26 protein-coding genes and 1 other RNA gene are annotated in these 22943 nt (G+C 62.9%); 11 read left to right on the top strand and 16 right to left on the bottom strand.

Going from position 1 to position 22943, the window contains the following annotated elements; genetic code table 11:
• Positions 1–37 precede the first annotated feature (37 nt).
• The gene (locus tag FEV53_RS02845; protein ID WP_142833308.1) at positions 38–493 is read right to left on the bottom strand and encodes an SRPBCC family protein; all 456 of its coding nucleotides are present in this window, start codon (positions 491–493) and stop codon (positions 38–40) included.
• A gap of 36 nt (positions 494–529) precedes the next feature.
• Positions 530–1492 carry an NAD(+) diphosphatase gene (gene nudC / locus FEV53_RS02840; RefSeq protein ID WP_142833307.1) on the bottom strand — a complete coding sequence of 321 codons (963 nt, stop codon included), beginning with the start codon at positions 1490–1492 and terminating at the stop codon, positions 530–532.
• 128 nt (positions 1493–1620) lie between these two features.
• On the opposite strand from nudC, the gene ffs reads away from it, so the two are divergent.
• An RNA gene (gene ffs / locus FEV53_RS02835) (signal recognition particle sRNA small type) lies at positions 1621–1718 on the top strand.
• 14 nt (positions 1719–1732) lie between these two features.
• Here ffs and FEV53_RS02830 read toward each other — a convergent pair.
• The 6 genes from FEV53_RS02830 to FEV53_RS02805 all read right to left on the bottom strand — a co-directional run bounded on the left by FEV53_RS02830 (position 1733) and on the right by FEV53_RS02805 (position 5329).
• On the bottom strand, positions 1733–2356 hold the full coding sequence (locus tag FEV53_RS02830; protein ID WP_142833306.1) for a trimeric intracellular cation channel family protein: 624 nt from the start codon (positions 2354–2356) through the stop codon (positions 1733–1735).
• Positions 2353–2817 carry a ribonuclease HI gene (rnhA, locus tag FEV53_RS02825; RefSeq protein WP_142833305.1) on the bottom strand — a complete coding sequence of 155 codons (465 nt, stop codon included), beginning with the start codon at positions 2815–2817 and terminating at the stop codon, positions 2353–2355. The genes FEV53_RS02830 and rnhA overlap by 4 nt, the downstream gene beginning before the upstream one ends.
• Positions 2817–3266 carry a DUF3429 domain-containing protein gene (locus FEV53_RS02820; protein ID WP_142833304.1) on the bottom strand — a complete coding sequence of 150 codons (450 nt, stop codon included), beginning with the start codon at positions 3264–3266 and terminating at the stop codon, positions 2817–2819. Before FEV53_RS02820 ends, rnhA begins: the two co-directional genes overlap by 1 nt.
• A 34-nt stretch (positions 3267–3300) precedes the next feature.
• On the bottom strand, positions 3301–4251 hold the full coding sequence (gene ispH, locus FEV53_RS02815; RefSeq protein WP_142833303.1) for a 4-hydroxy-3-methylbut-2-enyl diphosphate reductase: 951 nt from the start codon (positions 4249–4251) through the stop codon (positions 3301–3303).
• A gap of 64 nt (positions 4252–4315) precedes the next feature.
• The gene (locus FEV53_RS02810) at positions 4316–4750 is read right to left on the bottom strand and encodes a YqaA family protein (RefSeq protein ID WP_142833302.1); all 435 of its coding nucleotides are present in this window, start codon (positions 4748–4750) and stop codon (positions 4316–4318) included.
• Between the two features lie 15 nt (positions 4751–4765).
• Positions 4766–5329, bottom strand: coding sequence for a LabA-like NYN domain-containing protein (locus tag FEV53_RS02805; RefSeq protein ID WP_142833301.1), 564 nt, complete (start codon positions 5327–5329; stop codon positions 4766–4768).
• A 129-nt stretch (positions 5330–5458) separates the two neighbouring features.
• On the opposite strand from FEV53_RS02805, the gene folK reads away from it, so the two are divergent.
• The 5 genes from folK (at position 5459) to FEV53_RS02780 (ending at position 10049) form a co-directional block, all read left to right on the top strand.
• Positions 5459–6043 (top strand): 2-amino-4-hydroxy-6-hydroxymethyldihydropteridine diphosphokinase, encoded by a 585-nt coding sequence (gene folK / locus FEV53_RS02800; RefSeq protein ID WP_185962073.1) that lies wholly within the window; start codon positions 5459–5461, stop codon positions 6041–6043.
• Positions 6044–6138: 95 nt separating this feature from the next.
• Positions 6139–6492, top strand: a complete 354-nt coding sequence (gene rpoZ / locus FEV53_RS02795) for a DNA-directed RNA polymerase subunit omega (RefSeq protein ID WP_142833299.1) — start codon at positions 6139–6141, stop codon at positions 6490–6492.
• Positions 6493–6497: 5 nt separating this feature from the next.
• Positions 6498–8642, top strand: a complete 2145-nt coding sequence (locus tag FEV53_RS02790) for a RelA/SpoT family protein (RefSeq protein ID WP_425465467.1) — start codon at positions 6498–6500, stop codon at positions 8640–8642.
• 23 nt (positions 8643–8665) lie between these two features.
• Entirely contained in the window at positions 8666–9304 is a 639-nt protein-coding gene (locus FEV53_RS02785) for a DUF2062 domain-containing protein (RefSeq protein WP_142833298.1), read from the top strand.
• 1 nt (position 9305) lies between these two features.
• Positions 9306–10049 carry a pyridoxine 5'-phosphate synthase gene (locus FEV53_RS02780; protein ID WP_142833297.1) on the top strand — a complete coding sequence of 248 codons (744 nt, stop codon included), beginning with the start codon at positions 9306–9308 and terminating at the stop codon, positions 10047–10049.
• Positions 10050–10052: 3 nt separating this feature from the next.
• On the opposite strand, the gene FEV53_RS02775 is transcribed toward FEV53_RS02780, so the two are convergent.
• Both FEV53_RS02775 and FEV53_RS02770 read right to left on the bottom strand, forming a co-directional pair.
• Positions 10053–12584, bottom strand: coding sequence for an ABC transporter permease (locus tag FEV53_RS02775; protein ID WP_142833296.1), 2532 nt, complete (start codon positions 12582–12584; stop codon positions 10053–10055).
• Positions 12581–13270, bottom strand: a complete 690-nt coding sequence (locus FEV53_RS02770; RefSeq protein WP_142833295.1) for an ABC transporter ATP-binding protein — start codon at positions 13268–13270, stop codon at positions 12581–12583. Before FEV53_RS02770 ends, FEV53_RS02775 begins: the two co-directional genes overlap by 4 nt.
• Between FEV53_RS02770 and FEV53_RS02765 the strand changes: the two genes are divergently transcribed.
• Complete coding sequence (locus tag FEV53_RS02765; RefSeq protein WP_246100710.1) at positions 13269–13952, top strand: arylesterase; 684 nt, start codon at positions 13269–13271, stop codon at positions 13950–13952. The genes FEV53_RS02770 and FEV53_RS02765 overlap by 2 nt on opposite strands.
• A gap of 63 nt (positions 13953–14015) precedes the next feature.
• Here the strand turns inward: FEV53_RS02765 and FEV53_RS02760 are convergent, their stop codons facing one another.
• The 5 genes from FEV53_RS02760 to FEV53_RS02745 all read right to left on the bottom strand — a co-directional run bounded on the left by FEV53_RS02760 (position 14016) and on the right by FEV53_RS02745 (position 18217).
• The gene (locus FEV53_RS02760) at positions 14016–14444 is read right to left on the bottom strand and encodes an OsmC family protein (protein WP_142833293.1); all 429 of its coding nucleotides are present in this window, start codon (positions 14442–14444) and stop codon (positions 14016–14018) included.
• A gap of 104 nt (positions 14445–14548) precedes the next feature.
• Complete coding sequence (locus FEV53_RS02755) at positions 14549–15733, bottom strand: vWA domain-containing protein (RefSeq protein ID WP_142833292.1); 1185 nt, start codon at positions 15731–15733, stop codon at positions 14549–14551.
• The gene (locus FEV53_RS20750) at positions 15733–15900 is read right to left on the bottom strand and encodes a hypothetical protein (protein WP_185962072.1); all 168 of its coding nucleotides are present in this window, start codon (positions 15898–15900) and stop codon (positions 15733–15735) included. The genes FEV53_RS02755 and FEV53_RS20750 overlap by 1 nt, the downstream gene beginning before the upstream one ends.
• Positions 15901–15916: 16 nt before the next feature.
• Positions 15917–17161, bottom strand: coding sequence for a DUF2927 domain-containing protein (locus FEV53_RS02750; protein WP_425465466.1), 1245 nt, complete (start codon positions 17159–17161; stop codon positions 15917–15919).
• Between the two features lie 213 nt (positions 17162–17374).
• A complete protein-coding gene (locus FEV53_RS02745) occupies positions 17375–18217 on the bottom strand; it encodes an AAA family ATPase (RefSeq protein ID WP_142833290.1) in 843 nt (280 codons plus the stop codon).
• A gap of 220 nt (positions 18218–18437) precedes the next feature.
• Here FEV53_RS02745 and dksA point away from each other — a divergent pair, with 220 nt between their 5' ends.
• The 3 genes from dksA (at position 18438) to tpiA (ending at position 20811) form a co-directional block, all read left to right on the top strand.
• A complete protein-coding gene (gene dksA / locus FEV53_RS02740) occupies positions 18438–18803 on the top strand; it encodes an RNA polymerase-binding protein DksA (protein ID WP_142833289.1) in 366 nt (121 codons plus the stop codon).
• 89 nt (positions 18804–18892) lie between these two features.
• Positions 18893–19999 carry an FAD-dependent oxidoreductase gene (locus FEV53_RS02735; RefSeq protein WP_142833288.1) on the top strand — a complete coding sequence of 369 codons (1107 nt, stop codon included), beginning with the start codon at positions 18893–18895 and terminating at the stop codon, positions 19997–19999.
• Between the two features lie 56 nt (positions 20000–20055).
• Positions 20056–20811: a triose-phosphate isomerase gene (gene tpiA / locus FEV53_RS02730; protein ID WP_142833287.1), complete on the top strand. Its 756-nt coding sequence runs from the start codon at positions 20056–20058 to the stop codon at positions 20809–20811.
• A gap of 18 nt (positions 20812–20829) precedes the next feature.
• On the opposite strand, the gene FEV53_RS02725 is transcribed toward tpiA, so the two are convergent.
• On the bottom strand, positions 20830–21573 hold the full coding sequence (locus tag FEV53_RS02725; protein WP_142833286.1) for a DsbA family protein: 744 nt from the start codon (positions 21571–21573) through the stop codon (positions 20830–20832).
• 174 nt (positions 21574–21747) lie between these two features.
• On the opposite strand from FEV53_RS02725, the gene FEV53_RS02720 reads away from it, so the two are divergent.
• Positions 21748–22905 (top strand): pyridoxal phosphate-dependent aminotransferase, encoded by a 1158-nt coding sequence (locus FEV53_RS02720; protein ID WP_142833285.1) that lies wholly within the window; start codon positions 21748–21750, stop codon positions 22903–22905.
• Positions 22906–22943: the final 38 nt, after the last annotated feature.

Here is a 22943-nt window from a genome sequence, read left to right as displayed (position 1 = left end):
GACCGGGTCGATCTGACAGATCGGCCTGAAACCGCAGTTAGCGTGACGCCTCGACGTGATCACCGAACTGGATCAAGCGCTTCTTCAGACGCTTCTGCAGGCGCCCGCGCCCGAGTTTCAGAGACTGAACAAGAAGACGTGAGGTAAAGGTCGTCGGGCGCAAATCGATTGCCGCGAACATACGGGTTTTGCTGTCGCCGATTGGCAGAAGTTCCGTATTGGCAATTGTAACAAGCCCGTCGATCTTGGTCCGCATGGCAATCTGCTGATCAAGGTCAAACGTCACCACTGACGCCTCGGCACGCCGCGTCCGACCCCGATAGGTAAACTTTGCGGTCCAGGTCGCGCCAGCTGGCCCATGGGACCGATCATCAGTCCGGGAAACTTCCGCACCGGATTCCATGAGCAGTCGTTCGAGACGATCAAAATCGCTCAGCGCCGCAAACACCTCACCGGGAGGTGCAGCGATGTCGTGGCGGGTTGAAATCTTCATCTACTTACCATGGTTACCTGCGAGAGCGGTTTGTCCTCAATCGAGTGTATCTGCAACCCAGTTCTTTAGGATATGTTCTGCGACAGCGCCTTTCCGCGGAGGCAAGACCTCATGCAGACCTGCAAAGCACGACAGCATCTCTTCTTTGCTTATCCACCGGGCATCCTCGATCTCCTGAGGATCGCAGGAAATTTCCGAGCTGGTTGCTTCGGCATGGCAGGCGAGCATGAGTGACGCTGGAAATGGCCACGGCTGACTGGCCAGATAGGTGACAGTACCGACCCGAACACCTGCCTCTTCCCAGGTTTCACGACGCACGGCGGCTTCGACTGTTTCTCCCGGCTCGATGAAGCCTGCCAGAAGAGAGTACATCCGGTCTGGCCAACCGGGCGAGCGGCCGAGAAGAACCGAGTTACCGCGAGTCACCAGCATGATCACGACGGGGTCGGTGCGGGGGAAGTGGTGGCGGCCGCAGGCCTCGCAGTCCCGCTGCCAGCCTCCCTGAGTGGGATCTGTGGGAGCGCCGCAATTGGCGCAAAACCTGTGGATCCGATGCCACTCCAGCAAAGCGCGCCCGGTGGCAGCCAACTCAGCGGCACGGGCGCTCAGCCGCGTCATTGCGCTCCGCAGTTCCTGAAATGAGCCGTCCGGCACGAAGGGGTGGATTTGCTCTGACGGGTCCGCAAAGCTGTTCAGAGTTTCGGGCAGTTCATCGGGCGTCCAGGCCGAGAGATCGGTGGCGAATGTCGGCACAGCGCCGTCGCGGCCGAGATAAACGGTCAGACCTCCATCGCTGAGCGCCGGGTGATCCAATGGCAGACGCATCAGACGAAGCCCACCGCTCTCGTCGTCGGGGGTCAGGAACGGCTTGCCGCGCCAGAACAGCGCCGTGCGGCTTTCATTGAGCGCGCGAAGGCTGTCCTGAATGTCGCTGGCGCGTTCAGATGCTGCCCGGTCGAGTCCAGAGCCGCCAAAGGTAACAAATTCAGCGTTTTGCATGCGGCACAGGTGGGGTGTTCCACGCAAAAAGGGAAGATGCTGGGCCGACTTTTCATGAAAAATCGCGGGACTGTTGGAAATATTGCTCAGCTGGTTGCATGATCCGGGGCAGAGGGTTATCTGACCCGCGAGAAGTTGGCGCGGGCAAGCGCCTCGCGAACCCGGTCAGGTCCGGAAGGAAGCAGCCGTAGTGAGCCCCGTTTGGGTCGCTGTCAGCTTCTCACCTCATCCCCGACAGATCTAGAATGTGCGCGGCGGGCTCGGCTTGTAGCGCGGCAGGTTCCATCCAAAGGCGAGGGATCCCGCGCGCAACAGGAATGTGGTGAGGGCCGCCAGTGCCAAACAGATCGGCAGTGCGAGGCCAAACTGCAACGCGATCAGCGCGGTCAGGCTCCCCGCGAGGGCGGTCGTTACATAGAGTTCGCCCGACCGCAGAATCAGGGGCACCTCGTTGGCCACCACGTCGCGCATCAGTCCGCCAAACGTCCCCGTAGCGACGCCCATGACGAGCACGATAGGCCAGCGCAGCTCGGCCTCAATGGCGACACCGACGCCCGCCGCGACGGCTGAGCCAAGGGCGGCAGCGTCGAGCCAGAACAGTGTTTTCAACCGGCTCTCCAGCAGGTGAGCGGTGAAATAGACGATCAGCGCCGCAATTCCAGCAGACCCCAGATAGCTGGGTGCTTCGAGCCAGAAGACCGGGCGGTCGAGTAAGAGGTCGCGCAAGGTTCCGCCTCCCACGGCCGTCAACGTCGCGAGGAAGACGAACCCCACTACGTCGAGCTGGGCGCGGCTGGCGACTAGGGCGCCGGTGAGCGCAAAGACAAACACTGCCGCGTGGTCGAGCAGAGTCAGAATCGTCATAGCGTGGCCTTCTTCTTGAACGGAGCCATCCCTTCGCGCGCGAGTTCGTCGGCGCGCTCGTTTTCCGGGTGGCCCGCATGGCCCTTCACCCAGGCCCAGTCAACCTCGTGCTGCTCCTGTGCTTCGTCGAGCCGCTGCCAGAGATCGGCGTTTTTCACCGGCTTCTTCGCGGAAGTCTTCCAGCCGTTGCGCTTCCACCCGTGAATCCAACTGGTCACGCCGTTTTTGACATACTGGCTGTCTGTGACCACAGTGATGCGGCTGGGCCGGGTGAGGCTCTCCAGCGCCGAGATCGCCGCCAGCAGCTCCATCCGGTTGTTCGTGGTCTGCGCCTCACCACCATTCAGCTCGCGCCTCTTCACTTCAGAATCCCCATCGCGGGCGATGAGAAGCGTTCCCCAACCGCCGGGACCCGGATTGCCGGAGCAGGCGCCGTCGGTATAGGCGAAAAGCTCGGCCATCAGATCACGATGAGCAGGAGCGAGAGCACCACGAGGGTGCTGAGGAGCAGCCGCAGAGGCATCCACCAATCCGGCGCCAACCCCTGCCGCGCGAACATCCAATCGAGGCCGAGGATGCCAATAAAGCCCAGAATCAGATACATGGCTGCCGAGGTCGGGCCACCGCCGACGAAGAAGAACGCCCAGAGTGCCGGGATCACCGAGAGCGCATAGCCCGTTGCGGCCACATGTCCTTCGGCTCGGGTCGCGAATCCCCAGAGCACCCCCGACATGAAGCTGAGAATAACCGTGCCGTAGGATAGCTGGACGTAGGGGCCGACAAAGCGCGGGCCAACATTGGCTAGCGCCCACGCGTTCAAGGATGGCAGCAGCAATGTCGCCGCGCCCCACAGAAAGGGCAGGACACCGGCGAGCCCGAGCAGCAAAGCGGAGCGGGGGATACGGGACATAGAAAACCTCTTTATGAAAACTTGAATGCCGGGGTCAGGCGGGTTGGCGCAGGACGCGAGGGACCTTGAACTCGACATTTTCCTCAGCGGTCACGACCTGCTCGACCGCCACATTGTAACGCTCCCCAAAGGCGCTCACGACCTCGTCGATCAACACTTCGGGCGCAGAGGCCCCGGCGGTTATGCCCACGGACCGGATGCCGTCCAGTGCCCGCCAATCGATATCGTCCGCCCGCTGCACCAGCTGGGCATAGGCGCATCCCGCATTGCGCCCAACCTCGACCAGACGTTTGGAATTCGAGGAATTGGGGGCGCCGACCACAAGCAAGGCGTCGATCTTCGGCGAGATCTCTTTGACGGCTGCCTGACGGTTGGTGGTGGCGTAGCAGATGTCTTCCTTATGGGGGCCGACAATGGCTGGAAAGCGGGTTTGCAGCGCCGACACGATCCCTGCCGTGTCGTCCACCGACAAGGTGGTTTGGGTAATATAGGCCAGCCGCTCGGGGTCGCGGACCTCCAGCGTCGCCACGTCGTCGGCGGTTTCGACCAGCAGCACTTCGCCCTCGGGGAGTTGGCCCATTGTCCCGAGCGTCTCCGGGTGGCCCGCATGGCCGATCATCACCATCTGAAGGCCGTTGGCGCTGTGGCGCTCTGCCTCGATATGGACCTTCGAGACCAGCGGGCAGGTGGCGTCCACGTAGAGCATTTCGCGGGCCTGCGCCGCAGCGGGCACGGATTTCGGTACGCCATGGGCGGAGAAAATCACCGGGCGGTCGGCAGGGACCTCGTCCAGCTCTTCGACAAACACGGCTCCGCGGTCGCGCAAGCCGTCCACCACGTATCTGTTATGGACAATTTCATGGCGAACGTAGACCGGCGCGCCCCATTTCTCGAGCGCCATTTCGACGATCTTAATGGCACGATCGACGCCAGCGCAGAAGCCGCGCGGGGCAGCGAGATAGAGGGTGAGATCTGGTTTCGACATGGCTTTGGCCTCCTGCCGCTGATCTAGGGGGCGTGGGCTATGGGGTCCAGCCCCGTTTCCGTGCTCAGGACAGCCCGGCGGTCGCCAGCGCGAGAAATACATAGCGTCCGGTCTTGGCCAGTGTCACCAGAGCGAGGAACAATGGAAAGGGCGTCCGAAGCAACCCGGCCACGACGGTGATGGCGTCTCCAAAAGGCGCCCAGCTGAGCAGCAGGCTCCAGACGCCCCATTTAGCGTACCAGTCATGGGCCTTTTGCATCTGTGCGGATGTGACGGGAAACCACCGGCGATCTTTCAGCCGCTCAAACAATGCGCCGAGTACGTAATTGACCACCGAGCCGAGCACATTGCCGACCGATGCCGCCAGTAGCACGAAGCTCAGAGGGACTTCGCCGCGCAATTGCAGGCCGACGAAGACGATTTCAGATTGAAACGGAAGAAGCGTCGCGGCGCCAAAGGCTGCAACGAACATTCCCAGAAGCGACCAGATCGCTTCCATAAGCTATTGTTGGCCTCACGAGCCGGTGGCACGGACCTGAGTTTGCTCTTCCCGCGGCGGACGGCCAATCACTTCGCGCAGCTCGTCGAGTTCGATGAAGTTATCCGCCTGACGTCGCAGTTCATCGGCAATCATCGGCGGCTGGGACCGGATCGTGGACACGACTGACACCCGGACCCCGGCCCGCTGCAATGCCTCAACCAGCGGGCGGAAATCGCCGTCACCGGAAAAGAGAACGGCGTGGTCGATCCTAGGAGCCAGTTCCATGGCATCGACCGTCAGTTCGATATCCATGTTACCCTTCACCTTTCGCCGTCCCTGGCTGTCGGTGTATTCCTTGGCCGGCTTAGTCACCATCGTAAAGCCGTTATAGTGTAGCCAGTCCACCAACGGTCGGATCGGCGAGTACTCTTCGTTTTCGAGGAGCGCCGTGTAGTAAAATGCTCTCAGCAGCTTACCCCTGCGCATGAATTCCTGACGCAGAAGTTTGTAATCGATGTCAAACCCAAGAGACTTGGCGGCGGCATATAGGTTGGAGCCATCGATAAACAGCGCCAGTCTTTCGTCTCTGTAAAACATCACAACATTCCCTTATGCCGCCGTAAGCAATGCATCCGCAGCCGCCAGCTCGAAATTCCACGAGTGTTGTACCGGTCCATAGCAAGAAGGCAATATACCCACATGCATAGGGGAGCCCCATTTAAAGTTTTGCTCGCGTTCGGCAGCAACAAATTTGACGATCACCATAGTGCAGTCAAAATAATCGCCAATTCATTAACGAGTATCGCACAAAATCTTGGCTTTGTCCAAGCCCTTAGTAAGTTTTACAAAACACCGGCCTTCCCGGCGGGGTCGGGTCCGGATTTTGTCAATGCTGCAGCGGTTCTGCAGACAAACTACCCCTCGGCAGCCTTGCTGCATGAGTTGCATGACGTGGAGGCAGGCCTGGGTCGGGAGAGAATGCGGCGTTGGGGAGCGCGGACGTTGGATATTGACCTGATCGCCTGCGGTGATCAAATTCGACCCAGCGCTGCGGTGCATGAACGCTGGCGGACTCTGGATCTGGAGTCTCAAATGCGGGAGGCGCCGTCAGAGCTGATCTTACCTCATCCAAGGCTGCAGGACCGGGCGTTTGTGCTACTGCCACTCTGCGACATCGCTCCGGCCTGGCGTCATCCTGTGCTGGGGCAGACAGTAAAGGAGATGCTCGATTCCTTGCCGGCCAGCGCCCTTTCCGGCATCGAAGTTCTCGATTTGGATCCGGAGATACAGGTGGGCCAGCTCGGTAATTAGCCGCAATTTCCCTTGTGATTAGTTGCTAATCGGCTTATTTCGAAGTCTTCGCACTGGGGGTGGTGCGGCATTTCGTATGAATTCAGGAGATCTCGATGGCTCGCGTCACTGTAGAAGATTGCGTCGACAAGGTTCCCAACCGGTTTGAACTGGTCATGCTGGCGGCTCACCGTGCGCGCGAGATTGCGTCGGGCGCGCCGATCACGGTTGACCGCGATAACGATAAAAATCCCGTCGTATCTCTGCGCGAGATTGCTGATGAAACCCAGCAGGCCGACGATCTTCGCGAGCGGATGATCGAGGGCCACCAGACCCAGGTCGAGGTGGACGAACCCGAAGAGGATGCCATGGCCCTTCTCATGGGTGCAGAGCCTGACAAGCCGGCCGAGGACGATATGTCCGAGGAAAAGCTGCTCCGGGCCCTGATGGAAGCGCAAAAGCAGAAGTAGGTCAGATGGATGATGCGGGGCTGAAGATGTCAGACGCCTGCGAAACACTGGTTTCGCAGGTCCTTTCTTACAACCCGCGCTCCAATGTTGATCTCATCCGACGGGCCTATGCCTACGCGGACGAGAAGCACAGCGGCCAGACCCGCCATTCCGGGGAGCCTTATTTCACCCACCCCGTTGCGGTGGCGATGATTCTGACAGAAAAGCGGCTCGACGATTCGACGATCATCACCGCTCTGCTCCATGATACGGTCGAAGACACGGACTCCACCTATAAGGAAGTGTCGGAGCTGTTCGGTCGGAAGATCGCGAACCTTGTGGACGGCGTCACCAAACTGACCAAGCTCCAGCTTTCTTCCACCGAGACCAAGCAGGCCGAGAATTTCCGCAAGCTCTTTATGGCCATGAGCCGGGACGTGCGGGTGATTCTTGTCAAGCTCGCTGACCGCCTCCACAACATGCGTACGATCAAGCACATGCGCACGGAAAAGCAGGTGCAGAAGGCGCGCGAGACCATGGATATCTATGCGCCGCTGGCCGGTCGCATGGGGATGCAGTGGATGCGCGAGGAACTTGAGGACCTCGCATTCGGGGTGCTGAATCCCGAAGCCCGCCGGTCGATCATCCGCCGCTTTGCCAAGATGCAGCAGGATACGGGTGACGTGGTCGACAAGATCACCGCCGATATCGAGTTGGAGTTGAGGAAGGCGGGTATCCGCGGGCAGGTTTATGGCCGGGCCAAGCGACCGTTCTCCATCTGGCGCAAGATGGAAGAAAAGCATATCGGCTTTTCCCGCCTCAGTGACATTTACGGATTCCGTGTGATCGTTGAACAAACGAAGACCTGTTATCAGGTTCTTGGCGCGATCCACCATCGCTGGACCGCCGTGCCCGGACGCTTCAAGGATTACATCAGTCAGCCTAAATCCAATGGCTATCGATCCTTGCACACGACGGTCTCAGGCCGCGACGGCAAGCAGGTCGAGGTACAGATCCGCACGCGGTCCATGCACGAGGTCGCGGAAACCGGCGTGGCCGCGCACTGGTCCTACCGCGATGGAGTGATCACCCAGAACCCCTTTGCCGTGGATCCGGTGACGTGGGTGTCGCAGCTGACCGAACAATTCGAGAGTGCCGACGACCACGACGAGTTTCTCGAAGCGGTGAAGCTCGAAATGTATCAGGACAAGGTCTTCTGCTTCACGCCCAAGGGGAAGGTGATTCCGCTGCCCAAAGGTGCGACGCCGCTCGATTTTGCCTATGCAATCCACACCCGCGTCGGAGCCCGTGCGGTGGGCGCCAAGGTGGACGGCATTCGCGTCCCGCTCTGGCACCGGCTCCGCAATGGCGAAACGGTGGACATCCAAACCGCCGAGGGCCAGCGTCCGCAGGCCGGCTGGCTCGATCTTGTGGCCACAGGGCGGGCGAAATCGGCGATCCGAAAATCGCTGAAGGCGGCGGACCGCCGTCGCTTTATCCGGCTGGGTACGGAACTGTTGCGCGTGGCCTTCGAGCACATCGATAAGAAGATGAGTGACAAGGCGTTGCTGACCGCCGCGCGGGAGCTGGAGATCGAGAGCGGGGACGAACTTCTGGCCCGGATCGGTTCTGCGGAACTGGCCACCGGCGACGTGATCGAAGCGCTTTATCCCGGCATCACCATCGAGGCGGGTGACGAGATCGATGCCGCCCGTGCAGTGGTGGGACTTGAGCCCGATCAGGCCTTTCAACGCGCGCCCTGTTGCAAGCCGCTGCCGGGCGAGCGAATCGTTGGGATCTCCTATCGTGGCGAGGGCGTGCGGGTGCATGCCATCGACTGCGAAACGCTGGCGGATCTGGAGAATTCGCCGGATCGCTGGATCGATGTGGCCTGGCATAGCGGCACCCATCCGGCGGTCCATGACGTGCCGTTTGAGCTGACGATCAGCAATGATGCCGGGGTTCTTGGCAGGGTTTGTACGATTATCGGCAGCCAGCACGCGAACATCTCAGACCTGCAATTTGTCGAGCGCCGTCCGGATTTTTACCGGCTGAAGATCGATCTGGAACTGCGCAGTGTTGAGCATCTGCATGCGGTTGTCATGGCACTCGAAGCAGAGCCGGACGTGGCAATGATTGAGCGCGTGCGAAACCTCTCAAAGCAGGACTGACGTCCGCGAGGGGCCAGACACCGATGTTCAAGCGCCGACCTCCCCGCAACAAAGCCGATTCTCTGGCGCGGGCCGTCTGGCCAAGGGGCGGATGGATCCGGGCGCTCCGCTACATGGCTTTTCGCATCCGGCGTTTACCCGATTCGGCGCACAAGATCGCCCGGGGCATTGCCTGTGGCATCTTCGCCTGTTTCACGCCGTTCTTCGGGCTGCACATATTTGTCGCAATGGCGCTGGCTTGGGCCGTCGGGGGCAACATCCTCGCTGCGCTGCTGGCGACCATGTTCGGCAACCCAATCACTTTGCCGATCATTGCAGGTATCTCCATCGAGTTCGGCAATCGGATCCTCGGTAATCCCGACGCACTCGCGCTCAGCGAAGTGTTCGAGGCATTCAGCCTTGTCTGGGGCGAGCTTTGGACGAATGCGGGTGCGCTGATCGGTCCTGACCCGATGGTCTGGTCCGACACCAATGCCTTTCTGGAGCTGGTTTTCCTGCCCTATCTCGTTGGCGGGCTGATCCCCGGACTGATTGCCGCGACCCTCGCATATCTCTTGTCGCAGCCTTTGATAAAGGCCTATCAAGCCGCACGGCGCAAGCGTCTGGCGGCTCGGCGAGCCAGACGACGCGCGCGTCGGCAGCCCAAAGAGGGGGAATCGTGAGATGACGGACAGACTGCGCCTTGGTTTGAACATCGACCACGTGGCGACCGTGCGGAACGCCCGTGGGGGTGCGACACCGGATCCGTTGCGTGCGGCGCTCATGGCGGAGCAGGCCGGGGCCGATGGCATCACCGCCCACCTGCGCGAAGACCGCCGCCATATCTCCGATGCCGATATCGAGGCGTTGATGGGGGCGCTGACCCTGCCCCTGAATTTCGAGATGGCCGCGACCGAAGAGATGCAGGCCATCGCTCTGCGCCACAAACCCCACGCGGTCTGTATCGTGCCTGAGCGGCGTGAAGAGCGGACGACCGAGGGTGGTCTGGAAGTTGCTGCAGATGACAACCGGCTGGCTGCCTTTATCGCGCCGCTGCGAGAGGCGGGCTGCCGTGTGTCGCTCTTCGTGGCCGCTGACGAAGTGCAGATCCGGGCCGCGGCGCGGATCGGGGCCCAGGTGGTGGAATTGCACACGGGTGCCTATTGCGATTTCACAGCTGAAGGACGGGCAGAGGACGCCACCGCCGAGTTGGAGCGCATCCGGAAGATGGCTGCCTTGGCGCAGGATCTTGGGCTTGAGGTCCATGCGGGCCATGGCCTGAACTATGACACTGTCCCGCCTATCGCCGAGATCCCGCAGGTAGTCGAGCTGAATATCGGGCATTTCCTGATCGGCGAGGCGATCTTTCGCGGGTTGCCCGACGCCATGGCCGAGATGCGCCGGGTGATGGACGCGGCACGCGGCTGAGCCTTATTCCCGCGCGCGCAGAACACGCGCCGGGCGCGCGGCCAGGGGCGTCCAGGCAAAGGCCAGCCCCGCTCCGAGGGTCAGGGCGATCCCCGTGGCAATAACCGCGAGCGCTGCGCCAAGGGCGGGGGTAAAGTCCGTGTCCATGACAAACCGTGACACCCCCCAGCCCGCCAGAATGCCCGCCACCAACGCTATGATCCCTGCGCCGAGCCCCAGCAGGATCCAGCGCAGGGCGAAACTGATGAGCATGGTTTGCCGAGTCGCGCCCACCGTTTTCATCACAGACGCTTCGTAGACCCGCGCCGGTGTGCCCGACGCCGCCGCACCGATCAGCACGACGCCCCCCGTGACCAGCGCCGCCGCCGCCCCGTAGGTCACCGCTGCCGCGATTCCGCGCAACAGCTCCGACACCCGGTCGATCGCATCGCCCACCCGAATCGCCGTCACGTTGGGAAAGGCGCTGGCCACTTCGCGCAAAATCCGCGCCTCCGCTTCGGGTTCGGCATAGACCGTGGAGATCCACGTATGGGGTGCGCCGCGCAGGGCGTTGGGGCTCATGGCCATGACGAAGCCGATCCCTGCGGTGGAGAAATCCACTTCGCGGAACGAGGTGATATCGGCCTCGATATCCCGGCCAAGGATATTCACGGTGAGCCGGTCGCCGAGTTTCAGGCCGAGCTCAGCGCCCTCTTCGGCGGCAAAGCTCACCTCGTTCGCGCCGTCATGGTCCGCGTTCCACCATGTGCCCGCCGTTAGCTTCGTCCCCTCGGGCGGGCGGTCGGCATAGGTCACGCCCCGATCACCACGCAACACCCAGTGAGGTCCCGCCACGCTTTCGGCATCCTCGCCGTTGATCTCGGTCAGGATGCCCCGCAGCATTGGCGCGCTTTCGACTTTTGTTACGCCCGGATCGCCTGCGAGGATTTCGCCATAGGGGTCGATCTGGTCGGGCTGGATATCGACGATGAAATAGGCGGGCGCCACCTCAGGCAGATCCCGTGTGATGGCGCTGCGCAGGTTGGCGTCGATCTGCCCCACGGCAGCCAGAACAGTCAGGCCAAGTCCCAAGGATAGTACCACCGCCCCGGCTTCGCCGCAGCGACCACCCATGGAGGCGAGCGCGAGGCGGAGGGCGGTGCGCCCGCGCAGGGCCTTGTACCGGGCCATCCGCGCGGCCACGTGGCTGATCGCGCGGGCGGTGAGCCAGAGGGCGCCAAAGGCGAGGACGAGTCCGGCGGCCGTGACCAGCGTCAGTCGCTCCATCCCCGACAGTACCGCCGCCGCGCCGACCAAGAGTGCGAGCAGAGCAACTGTGGAGGCGAGATAGACGGGGCGAGGCCAGCCGCGAGGCAGCCCGCCCGTGTCTCGGAACAGCGTCGCCGCACGGATGTCGCGGGCCAGTGCCAGCGGCCAGAGCGAAAAGAGCGCGGCGATCAGGATCCCATAGAGCGCGGCCTCAGCGAGGGGACGGGGATAGACGGAAATAGCCACTGGCACGGGCAGGCGGCTCTCGATAAGCCCGCCAAAGGCAAGGGGCAAAGCGGCGCCGATGGCGAGGCCCAGCACCACCGACATGGCAGTGACTGCGGCGATCTGTGCAGCGAAGTTGACAAAGATTACCCGCGATTCGGCCCCGAGGGTCTTCAGTGTGGCGATGGTGGCGGTCTTTGTCACCATATAGGCGCGTACCGCCGAGGCGACCCCGATCCCGCCCACGGTTAGACCGGCCAGACCAACGAGGACGAGGAAGCTCGACAGCCGTTCCACCATGCGGGCAATGCCCGGAGCTCCGTTCCGGCGGTCGCGCCAGCGATAGGCGCTGTCGGGGAGCGCTGTTTCCAGCGCCGCGCGGGCAGTGTCGAGATCCGCGCCGTCTGGCAGTCTCAGCCGGTATTCAGTTTCATAAAGCGTCCCGGGTTGTAACAGGCCCGTGCCTTCGAGATCCTCGGTAAAGAGCAGCGTGCGCGGCCCCAGCTCGAACCCGCCGCCCGCATCGTCCGGCTCTGCAAGAATCCGAGCAGCGAGGCGGTAGTCGCGGTCGCCGACGCGAAAGAGATCGCCCAAGTCGAGGCCGAGCCGGTCTGCCAGTACCGGATCCATAGCCGCACCGGGGAGATCGCCGCCGCGCAAATCGGTGAGGGGCACGTCCGGGTCAAGGCGCAGCGAACCATAGAGAGGGTAGGCGCTGTCCACGGCCTTGACCTGAGTCAGCGCGCGCTCCGGGCCGTCGGGTCCGTTTACAACGGCCATTGAGCGAAAGGACACGATCTCGGCCACGTCGCCCAGAGTTTTGAGGGCGGCGCGTTCGTCGTCGCTGGCGAAGCGATAGGTGAACTCCACCATGGCGTCCCCACCGAGCAGGGTCGCGCCTTCGCGTCCGAGGCCGGTCTGGATGGCCTCGCGCACGGAGCCGACAGCGGCGATGGCGGCGATGCCCAGCGTCAGGCAGGCGACGAAGACCCTCAGCCCGCGCAGGCCGCCCCTGAGTCCCGCGCGCAGTTCTCTGGCAGCGATCCGGAGGGCAGGACTCACGCCGCACGCTCCGCGTCGTTGGCGATCCGGCCGTCTTGTAGCCGCACCACCCGCCCGCAACGCGCCGCCAGTTCAGGGGCGTGGGTCACGAGGATCAGCGTCGCGCCGTGCCGGGTGTTCAGGTCAAACAGCAGATCCATGATGACTTCGCCCGTGGGGCCGTCGAGATTGCCTGTGGGCTCATCGGCCAGCAGAATGTCGGGGCGTGGCGCGGCGGCGCGGGCCAGTGCAACCCGCTGCTGCTCTCCGCCTGACAGTTCCGAGGGCGCATGGTGGAGCCGGTGGCTGAGACCCACGCGCTCCAGCTCCGCTTCGGCCCGATCGAAGGCGTCCTTGTGCCCGGCCAGTTCCAAAGGGGTTGCGACGTTCTCCAGCGCCGTGAGGGTGGGGATCAGGTGAAACGACTGAAACACCACGCCCACATGATCGCGTCGAAACCGCGCCAGTGCATCCTCTCCCATGGCGGTCAGGTCGTGGTCCATCGCGGTGATTGTACCACTGCTAGCACGCTCCAGCCCGCCCATGACCATGAGAGCCGAGGATTTGCCCGAGCCGGACGGCCCGATCAAACCAACTGTCTCACCCCTCTTCACATTCAGGGAAATGTCCCGAAGTATAGTGACAGGTCCGGCGTTACCCTCGAGTGTCAGGCCAACGTGACGCAACGAGAGAATGGGGTGGTCCATGAAGTTTCCTTTCTGCTTCCGGGCATATGGGGTCCAAAGCGTATGGCTCAAGGTCGCGGCGATAATCTGCCTGACCTTTCCTGCCGCCGCCGAGGTGTCGGTGCTGGCGCTGGGGGACTCGCTGACTCAAGGCTACGGCTTGCCGCCGGATCAGGGCTTTGTCCCGCAACTGGAGGAGTGGCTCACCGCGCAGGGCGCCGAGGTCTCACTGACCAATGGCGGTGTGTCGGGAGACACAACCGCGGGCGGGCTAAGCCGCGTGGCCTGGAGTCTGACGCCAGGCACAGACGTGATGCTCGTGGCGCTGGGTGGTAACGACCTTTTGCGCGGGATCGATCCGGACGTCGCACGCGCCAATCTCGATGGCATCCTCGCGACGGCAGATGCCGAGGGCGTTGCGGTCCTGCTGATCGGCATGAGCGCGCCGGGGAATTACGGCGCGGATTATAAAGTCCGGTTTGACAGGATGTATCCCGATCTGGCGGAGAAGTGGGGAGTGCCTCTGGTGACCGATTTCCTCGGGGCCTTGCGGGACGCTGGCGCGACCGACGACAGCTTACGCGATTATGTGCAGCCGGACGGAATTCATCCCAGCGCGGTCGGGGTGGAGCTGATTGTTAACGCTGTGGGACCGGAGGTGTTGGCGCTGGTTGAGGCGACGGGAAACGTAAACCCGGACTGAGCCTCAGGAAAAGAGCGCCCCTGCGAGAGGAGCGCTCTTGATGTTTCTGTGCGCTTTGCCGGATCAGGCGAGACGCGCGTCCATGGTGATTTCTGCGCCTGCAAGCACTTTGGAAATCGGGCAGCCTTCCTTGGCAGCGTTGGCTGCGGTGGCAAAGGTTTCCGCATCCGCGCCGGGAATCGAAGCGGTGACGTCCAGATGGATCGTCGTGATGGCAAAGCCACCCTCAACCTGTTGCAGTTTTGCGGATGCCTTCGTGTCGATGCTGTCGGCTGTCAGACCGTGTTCTCCGAGAATCATCGAAAGAGCCATGGAAAAGCACGACGCATGAGCGGCGGCGATCAGCTCTTCGGGGGTGGTCTCGGCACCATCCTCGAACCGGGCTTTGAAATTATAGGGCTGATCCTTCAGAACGCCGGTTTCCGTCGAGACTGTGCCTTTGCCGGTCTGAAGATCGCCTTCCCAGTGAGCGGAGCCTTTATGTGCGGGCATGATGCCTCCTTTGCCTGACGACCGCGGGATGCGTGTCGTTTTGTGAACAGTTAGAGACAGATGCTCTGAGGTCAAACCCGTTGGGCCACATTGTTGCGACCACGTCAGACCAGCAGCTTCATGCCTTGCGTGAGACCTTCGAGGGTCATGGGCACCATGCGCTCGGGGCCAAAAATCTCGCGGATCATCTGGGTAGACTGGGTATAGCTCCAGTATTGCTGCGGCACCGGGTTGATCCAGAGATGCGCGGGCCACTGGTCTCGTGCGCGCTCCAGCCAGACATGGCCAGCCTCCGGGTTCCAGTGCTCATTTGCCCCACCGGGCATGGCAATTTCATAGGGACTCATGGCCGCATCGCCGACGAAAATACAGCGCCATTCCGGACCATAGGTGTGCAGCACATCCATGGTCGGGATCTGCTCGGTCCATCGTCGCGCATTGTCGCGCCAGACACCCTCGTAGAGGCAGTTGTGAAAATAGTAGAACTCCAGATGGCGGAATTCTGACCGCGCGGCAGAAAACAGTTCCGAGACGACCTTGACGTGGTCATCCATTGAACCGCCCACATCAAGGAACAGCAGTACCCGCGCAGCGTTGCGCCGCTCGGGCCGGGTTTTGACGTCGAGATAACCCTGATTGGCGGTGGAACGGATCGTTTCCGGCAGGTCCAGCTCTTCGACCGCCCCATCCCGGGCCCAGCGCCGCAGGCGTTTCAGGGCGACCTTGATGTTGCGGGTGCCGATCTCCCGGTCATCATCGAAATTGCGGAACTCGCGTTTGTCCCAGACTTTGACCGCGCGGCGGTGGCGGCTCTCGTGCTGGCCAATCCGCACGCCTTCGGGGTTATAACCATAGGCGCCAAAGGGTGACGTCCCGGCCGTGCCGATCCATTTATTCCCGCCCTGATGGCGACCTTGCTGCTCCTTCAGGCGTTCGCGCAGAGTCTCCATGAGCTTTTCAAAGCCGCCCAGCGCTTCGATCTCGGCACGCTCCTCCGGGGAGAGGTGCTTCTCCGCCATCTTGCGCAGCCAGTCCTCGGGCAGATCCATCGCCTCGACGACGGCCTCCACCGAAATCGCCTCGATCCCGTTGAAGCTGGCAGCAAAGGCCTGATCGAAGCGGTCAAAATGGCGTTCATCCTTGACCAGCGCGGCGCGGGCGAAATGGTAAAAGCCGTCCACATCGTAGCGCACCAGCCCGGCCTGAAGCCCGCCGAGGAAGTCGAGGAACTCCCTGAGCGAGGTCGGCACCCGGTGCTGGCGCAACTGTTCGAAGAACGGCAGGAACATCAGGCGACGAGCCGCTCAACCACGATCGTGAGCACCAGCCCGATCAGCGATCCGGCAATGGCGCAGGCGATGGCGTATTGCGCCTTGTCGGCGGGCTTGCCCCCGTGGCGGCTGGCGAGGCGAAAGCCAAAAATGGCGCCGAGAATGAGGCCGGCAATGACGATCATGGGGTTGGTTCCTTGGTCAGCTGGGCGGGATCGTGGCGATCTCTTCGGCGTGACGCCTTACAATGTCCGCATCGCCGAAGCCATAGCGGGCATAGCCGAGCGCTTCGCGGCGGATCGTCCGGGCCTCTGTGTCGCGCCCCAGCTCCCGGAGAGCTTCAGCCTTCAGAAGCAGGAGCGACGCCAGCAGAGATGCGTTTTCACCCATCCGTGCGGCGGGGGCATGCGCATCGACGAGGCGCACCGCATCCTCCGGCACTCCGGCGGAAAGTGCAAACGCGGTCATTTGGAGCGCCACATGGGCGGCATGTAGTCGGGTCAGGGGATCGGCTCCGTAGATCCGACCTGCGCGCAGAAAGGATTCCAAGGCGGCCTCGGGGTCTTCGTTCAGCACCACGCGGCCAAGGGCAAAGTGGGAAAAGGCCAGCCGGTTGTCGGCCCAGCCATTGCGCCGGGCAATGGTGATCGCGCGCCGGGCGGCCCGGACGCGCGGAGACTGGCGACCCGACAAGCTCAGGGCACGCTGGATCTGGTTGATCCAGTCAGGGTCGGTCGCTGCGCGCTGCTTGGACTGGATGGTATCCCCCACGGGGTTGAGCCGCGACAGGAGCGCAGGCAAGCGTGCGGCCACGTCATCGCGTCCCATCCCGGATCGCAATTCCGGGGCATAGGTTGCGCGCAGGACCAGCATGTCGAACCCTGTGAGAACGTTGACGAAATTGTCGTCGTTAAAGACCGAGTCGGTGAGCCGGAACAGGTCGTTCAGCGGTCCCAGCGCCTGCGCCATTTCCTCGTGCAGGCAATCGCGCTGATCCTGCGGGGCAACATCGCCGGGCAGGAATACCGTGACGCGGTCACGTCTCGGCAGGGTGGCCCAGTCGAGCCGGTTACCGCTCCGGGCGGCCTCGAACTCGGTCCAGCTCTGAACCCGCGGAACCACGAAACAGGCGGCCTGCGGGACCGCGTTTTGCAACGCACGGCTGGGGATCACCTGCACTGTGATGGAGGCGGCCTGCGCGGCAGGCACACGGGTGATGCTGATCCCTGCTTCGCGTCGGAGACGGGTCAACAAATCGGTGAGATCCCGTTCAAGGGTTGGACTAGTTGGCCCGACGACTCTTACGGAGATCGGTCCCTCGAACCGTGTGAAGGCGGGCAAGTTGCGTCCCGATTCGAGTTGAAAGAACAGATCGAGGAAATCCGCGGCCATATCCGCGTTGGCCCGCTGAGGCGGGGCGGCACGTCGTACCGGAAACCGTCGCATGGGGGGCAGAGGTTCTGCCGATGCACGGGTGTTTGGCGCCGGGCCCGGAGCAGCAGGAGGCGGGACCTCGGGTGCGGCACAGGCGGCCAGGAGGAACAGTCCAGTCAGAAATACGCGCGATACAAACATCCATTTGACCGTCCCTCATGTGCGCGTGATTGCCAAGCACAACTCAGCAGAGCGTTGCTTGTGCGTGGCGCGGAGGGCGCACATTCAGCCCCGCTTGCTCCGTGCCATAAAGGCCAGACGCTCGAAGAGATGCACGTCCTGTTCGGTTTTCAGGAGCGCACCATGCAGCTTGGGAAGCGCGTTCGCCCCGTCCCGGCGCAGGTCCTCGGCATTGAGATCTTCTGCCAGCAGGAGTTTGAGCCAGTCGATAACCTCGGAGGTGGAGGGCTTTTTTTTCAGGCCCGGTTGCTCGCGGATCTCGTAGAAGCTGGTGAGCGCGGCGGTCAGCAGGCTCTCCTTGATGCCCGGATGATGGACCTCGACGATCGCGCGCAGGGTCTCAATGTCCGGGAACGAGATATAATGGAAAAAACACCTGCGCAGAAAGGCATCGGGCAGCTCTTTTTCATTATTCGACGTGATAATCACGATGGGCCGCTGGCGGGCGCGAATGGTCTGGCCCGTCTCGTAGACATGGAATTCCATGCGGTCGAGTTCCTGCAACAGGTCGTTGGGGAATTCGATATCCGCCTTGTCGACCTCGTCGATCAGCAGAACCACGCGCTCGTCGGCCTCGAACGCCTCCCAGAGCTTGCCCTTACGGATGTAGTTGGCCACGTCATGCACGCGCTCATCACCAAGCTGGCTGTCGCGCAGGCGGCTCACCGCGTCGTATTCGTAAAGCCCCTGCTGAGCGCGGGTGGTGGATTTGACATGCCATTCAATGAGCCGCAGCCCCATCGATGCGCTAACCTGCCGTGCCAGCTCGGTTTTACCCGTGCCTGGCTCGCCTTTAACGAGAAGGGGCCGCTCCAGCGTGACCGCTGCATTCACGGCGAGCGCCAAGGCGTCTGTGGCGATATAACTGTCTGTGGATGCGAAATTCATGGGGGTATTTCCTTCTGGCCAGGGCGCCGGGACCGTAGAAAAAAAGGGGGATGGCGACAACACGGAAAAGAACTGACGTGACAACCCGCCGGCCTTTAGATAAAGCGCCCCCAAGACCCCTGAGGTTGCGTTGCGACACCGGGCAATAAGGGAGCGAGATGTGGTAAAAGTTGAAGTTTTTCTGCCGGAGGACTATCGGCCGGCCGAGGACGAGCCATTCATGAACGAGCGCCAGACGGAGTATTTCCGGCGTAAGTTGCAGGCCTGGCGGGAGGAGCTGCTGGACGAGGGCCGCAGCACCATCATGGGCCTTCAGGACAGCAGCCGCAACATTCCCGACATCGCCGACCGCGCCAGCGAAGAGACTGACCGTGCCCTTGAACTGCGCACCCGGGACCGCCAGCGTAAGCTTGTGGCGAAGATTGATCAGGCTCTGCGTCGCATCGACAATGGCGAGTATGGCTATTGCGAAGTGACGGGGGAGCCGATTTCGCTGAAGCGTCTGGACGCGCGACCGATTGCCACACTGAGTCTCGAAGCGCAGGAGCGCCACGAACGTAGCGAAAAGGTCCATCGGGACGACTGATGCGATGATCTGCACTAGTACAATCTACAAAAACGCCGGGGGCAATCCTCGGCGTTTTTTGTGACACAGGCTTGTAAGCGGGGGTGGACATGCGCAAGGTGACGGTGATCGGAGCGGGTATCGGCGGGCTCGCCGCGGCCACGGCACTGGCGCAGCGGGGCGCTGAGGTCACTGTGCTCGAGCGTGCGCCGGAGCTGACTGAGGTCGGTGCAGGGTTGCAGATCTCGCCCAACGGTTTGGCCGTGCTGGATGCGCTGGGGCTCGGTGAAGACATCCGCGCGGTGGGCGTGCGGAACCGCTCGATTCATCTGGTGGACGGTCTGCGCGACCGGACTATCGCGCGGCTGCCTCTTGGCGACCGATCCTACCTGCTCCTGCACCGCTTCGATCTGGTCGATGTTCTGGCGCGCGGGGCGAAGCGCGCAGGCGTGACGCTGCGTTTTGGGCAAGACGTCGATGCAGTGGCCGATGGCCCGGAGCCGCAAATTGATGGTGTCGCACAGGAGTTCGTGCTGGGCGCGGATGGCCTGCGCTCGATTGCCCGGCCCGTTTTGAACGGCGCAGCCAGCCCGGTGTTTTCCGGTCAGGTGGCGTGGCGGGCTGTGGTGACGGGCGACATGCCGTCTGAGGCGCGGGTGGATATGGGGCCTGGCAAGCATCTGGTGCGCTACCCGCTGCGAGACGGGCGGATCAACCTGGTGGGTGTGGTCGAGGACGCGCACTGGCGGGCCGAAGGGTGGCACCATGCGGGGGATCCGGACACCTTTCGCGCCACATTTGCCGATCTGCCCGGCGCCCGGGAGGATCTTGCTCGGGTGAGCGAAGTGGGCGTCTGGGGACTGTTTCTGCATCCTGTCGCACAGGTCTGGGCGGGACAAAATGTGGCGATCCTTGGGGACGCGGCCCATCCTACGCTGCCCTTCCTCGCGCAGGGGGCCAATCTGGCGCTGGAGGATGCGTGGAGCTTTGCGGCTGCCTTCGAGCGGGGCGATCTTCCGGCATGGCAGGCGGTGCGGCAGCCTCGCGTGCAGCGGGCCCTCGATGCCGCCCGGTCCAATGCGCGGAACTATCATCTGACCGGCCCGGCCCGGATGGTGGCGCATCTGGGACTGCGGGGGCTGTCGCGGCTCTCGCCCGATGCGCTGACCCGCCGGTTCGACTGGCTCTATGGATACGACGTGACGCGCGAGCGCTGACCCCTTCCGATGCAGGGGCGGCTCGGCTAGGGAAGATGCAACATCAGGAGGATCGGATGACCGACAGACGCAAACTTGCCGCTGGCAACTGGAAAATGAACGGGCTGGGTGCGGAGCTTAGCGAGATCGAGGCGCTGATCGCGTCGCACGGGGCGGCCAGCTCCGAGCTGTTGATCTGCCCGCCCGCGACCCTGATCGAGCGTATGGCACGGGTTGCCGAAGGCAGCGCTTTGCAGATCGGCGGACAGGACTGCCACGCGGCGGCGAGCGGGGCGCATACGGGCGATACCTCGGCGGCAATGCTGCGCGATGCGGGGGCGAGCCACGTCATCCTCGGCCATTCCGAGCGCCGCGCCGGTCATCGGGAAAGCGATGCAGCGGTTCGCGCCAAGACCGAGGCCGCGCTGGCCGAAGGTCTTGTGGCCGTGGTCTGTGTCGGCGAGACGCTCGAAGAGCGCGAAGCGGGCCGGACCCTAGAGGTCATCGCGAGCCAGCTCGACGGGTCTGTTCCGGATGCTGCGACCGCCGAGACCGTCGTGATCGCCTATGAGCCTGTCTGGGCTATCGGTACAGGCAAAGTCGCCACGACCACAGAAATCACCGAGGTCCATGACGATATTCGCGCCCGTCTGGTCGCTCGCTTCGGAGACGAGGTCGGCAACGGGATGCGCGTTCTTTACGGCGGCTCGGTCAAGCCCGGAAACGCCGCCGAGATCTTTGCGGTGGAAAACGTGGACGGCGCTCTGGTCGGCGGCGCGTCCCTGAAAGCCGCCGATTTTGGCGGGATCATCGCGGCTCTGGACGCCTCCTGAGCCGCGACCTGTGGGAGATCAGCCGCGTTCGCCGGCCACGATCTCCCGCATTCCTTCGAGGGGGACATAGCCGCGCACCAGCTCATCCCCTATGACAAAGGACGGCGTGCCCTGAATGCTCATCTTGCCCGCGAGTTGATGAGATGCCGCGATCCGCGCATCTACTTCAGGGGCGCTCATCTCCGCGGTGATGGCCTCGTGATCGAGCTCAAGCAGTTCCGAGAGCTCTGCGAGGCTGTCTTCGGTAACCTCTTCGGACATGGCCATCAGTGCGTCATGGACATCGCCATAGGCTTCGTCTCCGGCAATCCGGTGGGTCGCAATGGCGTAGCGGCTGGCCATGAGAGACTGCTCGCCGAGGATCGGGAATTCTTTGACGATAAAGCGGATATTCCCGTCGCTTTCGATCAGCTCGGCGACCTCCGGAAACGCGCGTTTGCAATAGCCGCAGCGATAGTCGAGGAATTCGACCACGGTCACGTCGCCCTCGGGATTGCCGCCGACCCAGGACATGCCGTCATTGATCAACGCGTCCATATTGTCAGCCACAAGGGCCGCGTCGCCTGCGGCTTTTTCTTCAGCCTGACGCTGCTCCAGCACGCCAATAGCCTCCATGAGAACTTCTGGGTTTTCTAGCAGATAGGTACGGATTTCCGCATGCAGCGCGGTGCGCTCGGCGTCGCTCATGGACGCGGCGTCCTGCGCAAGCGCCGGCAGGGTGGTCAGAGCGGCGAGGGAAAGGGCAGTAAAAAAGGTCTTCATGGGGATCCCTGTTGGTGGTCCATTCGGTTGCGACAACAGTCCCCCAAGGGCGACGGGCGCGCAAGGGCCATGAGCGTGCAACCGCGCCTTTCACGGGATGGTGACCGGCTTTGAGGGAGTTGACCTGCGCGCGGTGCGGGGGCAAGCCCTGCCACGGATCGAGAGGGAGTGCCCATGAAACTGTCAGAGCGCGGGGCGGTGGCGCCGTTTATCGTCATGGATGTGATGGAGCGGGCCCGTCGGGCCGAGGCGGCCGGGCGGCACATCATTCATATGGAGGTCGGCCAGCCCGGCACGCCCGCGCCACGCACCGCCCGCGAGGCGCTGGCCCGCGCCATGGAGGCGGGCCCTTTGGGTTACACGGTGGCTCTGGGTCTGCCCGAGCTACGCGCGCGCATCGCCCGGCACTACCGTGACCGCTACGGCGTCGATCTGAACCCGGAGCGCGTCGTCATCACCTCGGGCGCCTCCGCAGGCTTCATCCTCGCCTTTACCGCCTTGTTTGACGCGGGCGACCGGGTCGGGATGGGGATTCCGGGCTATCCCTCCTACAGACATATCCTCCGAGCCCTGAGCCTCGACGCTGTAGGGATCGAAACGGCGATGGCAGACGGATTTCAGCCGCTCCCCGACCAGATCGGCGGGGATCTCGACGGGCTGATCGTCGCAAGCCCGGGCAACCCCGCAGGCACCATGCTGGACCGCGCCGCGCTGGCGGCGTTGGTGTCTCGTTGCAGTGAGGCGGACGTCGCGCTGGTCTCGGACGAGATTTACCACGGGATAGAATACGAGCAGCGCGCCGTCTCAGCGCTGGAGTTGAGCGACGATGTCTTCATTATAAACTCGTTCTCCAAATATTTTTCCATGACCGGCTGGCGTGTGGGCTGGATGGTGGTCCCGGAGAGCCATATCCGGCAGGTCGAGCGGTTGGCGCAGAACCTCTTTATCTGCCCGTCCCACGCAAGCCAGGTGGCCGCTCTGGCCGCGTTTGAGGGCATGGCGGAGCTCGACGCAAATCTCGCGGTCTACGCGGCAAATCGGCAAATGATGCTCGACCGGCTGCCCGGCGCGGGCTTTCCGCGCTTTGCCGCGCCGGACGGGGCGTTCTACGTCTACGCGGATGTAACGCAGTTCGGTCATGATGCTCTGATCCTGTCGCAACGCATCCTCGACGAAGCCGGCGTGGCGGTGACTCCGGGTCTCGATTTCGACCCGGAGCGGGGTGGCGGAATGCTGCGCTTTTCCTATGCGCGGTCAACGGAGGATGTCGCGGAGGGCTTGTCGCGGCTGCGGGCGTGGAGTGAAAAAGCAGGTGTTTCGGCTTCACGCTAGGCCGCGTGCCTGCTACGCTTCGCCACAAGTGACGGCAC

It is taken from the genome of Palleronia caenipelagi (genome assembly GCF_007004065.1).
GTDB classification, from domain to species: Bacteria; Pseudomonadota; Alphaproteobacteria; order Rhodobacterales; family Rhodobacteraceae; genus Palleronia; species Palleronia caenipelagi.
Note: the sequence above shows the minus strand (reverse complement) of the source record. Positions and strands in the feature narration are given on the sequence as shown.

What these genes read in the sequence shown, in the direction of transcription:
- FEV53_RS02845 (WP_142833308.1), bottom strand. Translation starts at nt 493, where the DNA reads ATGAAGATTTCAACCCGCCACGACATCGCTGCACCTCCCGGTGAGGTG.
- nudC (WP_142833307.1), bottom strand. Translation starts at nt 1,492, where the DNA reads ATGCAAAACGCTGAATTTGTTACCTTTGGCGGCTCTGGACTCGACCGG.
- FEV53_RS02830 (WP_142833306.1), bottom strand. Translation starts at nt 2,356, where the DNA reads ATGACGATTCTGACTCTGCTCGACCACGCGGCAGTGTTTGTCTTTGCG.
- rnhA (WP_142833305.1), bottom strand. Translation starts at nt 2,817, where the DNA reads ATGGCCGAGCTTTTCGCCTATACCGACGGCGCCTGCTCCGGCAATCCG.
- FEV53_RS02820 (WP_142833304.1), bottom strand. Translation starts at nt 3,266, where the DNA reads ATGTCCCGTATCCCCCGCTCCGCTTTGCTGCTCGGGCTCGCCGGTGTC.
- ispH (WP_142833303.1), bottom strand. Translation starts at nt 4,251, where the DNA reads ATGTCGAAACCAGATCTCACCCTCTATCTCGCTGCCCCGCGCGGCTTC.
- FEV53_RS02810 (WP_142833302.1), bottom strand. Translation starts at nt 4,750, where the DNA reads ATGGAAGCGATCTGGTCGCTTCTGGGAATGTTCGTTGCAGCCTTTGGC.
- FEV53_RS02805 (WP_142833301.1), bottom strand. Translation starts at nt 5,329, where the DNA reads ATGTTTTACAGAGACGAAAGACTGGCGCTGTTTATCGATGGCTCCAAC.
- rpoZ (WP_142833299.1), top strand. Translation starts at nt 6,139, where the DNA reads ATGGCTCGCGTCACTGTAGAAGATTGCGTCGACAAGGTTCCCAACCGG.
- FEV53_RS02790 (WP_425465467.1), top strand. Translation starts at nt 6,498, where the DNA reads ATGGATGATGCGGGGCTGAAGATGTCAGACGCCTGCGAAACACTGGTT.
- FEV53_RS02785 (WP_142833298.1), top strand. Translation starts at nt 8,666, where the DNA reads ATGTTCAAGCGCCGACCTCCCCGCAACAAAGCCGATTCTCTGGCGCGG.
- FEV53_RS02780 (WP_142833297.1), top strand. Translation starts at nt 9,306, where the DNA reads ATGACGGACAGACTGCGCCTTGGTTTGAACATCGACCACGTGGCGACC.
- FEV53_RS02765 (WP_246100710.1), top strand. Translation starts at nt 13,269, where the DNA reads ATGAAGTTTCCTTTCTGCTTCCGGGCATATGGGGTCCAAAGCGTATGG.
- FEV53_RS02770 (WP_142833295.1), bottom strand. Translation starts at nt 13,270, where the DNA reads ATGGACCACCCCATTCTCTCGTTGCGTCACGTTGGCCTGACACTCGAG.
- FEV53_RS02760 (WP_142833293.1), bottom strand. Translation starts at nt 14,444, where the DNA reads ATGCCCGCACATAAAGGCTCCGCTCACTGGGAAGGCGATCTTCAGACC.
- FEV53_RS02755 (WP_142833292.1), bottom strand. Translation starts at nt 15,733, where the DNA reads ATGTTCCTGCCGTTCTTCGAACAGTTGCGCCAGCACCGGGTGCCGACC.
- FEV53_RS20750 (WP_185962072.1), bottom strand. Translation starts at nt 15,900, where the DNA reads ATGATCGTCATTGCCGGCCTCATTCTCGGCGCCATTTTTGGCTTTCGC.
- FEV53_RS02750 (WP_425465466.1), bottom strand. Translation starts at nt 17,161, where the DNA reads ATGCGACGGTTTCCGGTACGACGTGCCGCCCCGCCTCAGCGGGCCAAC.
- FEV53_RS02745 (WP_142833290.1), bottom strand. Translation starts at nt 18,217, where the DNA reads ATGAATTTCGCATCCACAGACAGTTATATCGCCACAGACGCCTTGGCG.
- dksA (WP_142833289.1), top strand. Translation starts at nt 18,438, where the DNA reads ATGAACGAGCGCCAGACGGAGTATTTCCGGCGTAAGTTGCAGGCCTGG.
- FEV53_RS02735 (WP_142833288.1), top strand. Translation starts at nt 18,893, where the DNA reads ATGCGCAAGGTGACGGTGATCGGAGCGGGTATCGGCGGGCTCGCCGCG.
- tpiA (WP_142833287.1), top strand. Translation starts at nt 20,056, where the DNA reads ATGACCGACAGACGCAAACTTGCCGCTGGCAACTGGAAAATGAACGGG.
- FEV53_RS02725 (WP_142833286.1), bottom strand. Translation starts at nt 21,573, where the DNA reads ATGAAGACCTTTTTTACTGCCCTTTCCCTCGCCGCTCTGACCACCCTG.
- FEV53_RS02720 (WP_142833285.1), top strand. Translation starts at nt 21,748, where the DNA reads ATGAAACTGTCAGAGCGCGGGGCGGTGGCGCCGTTTATCGTCATGGAT.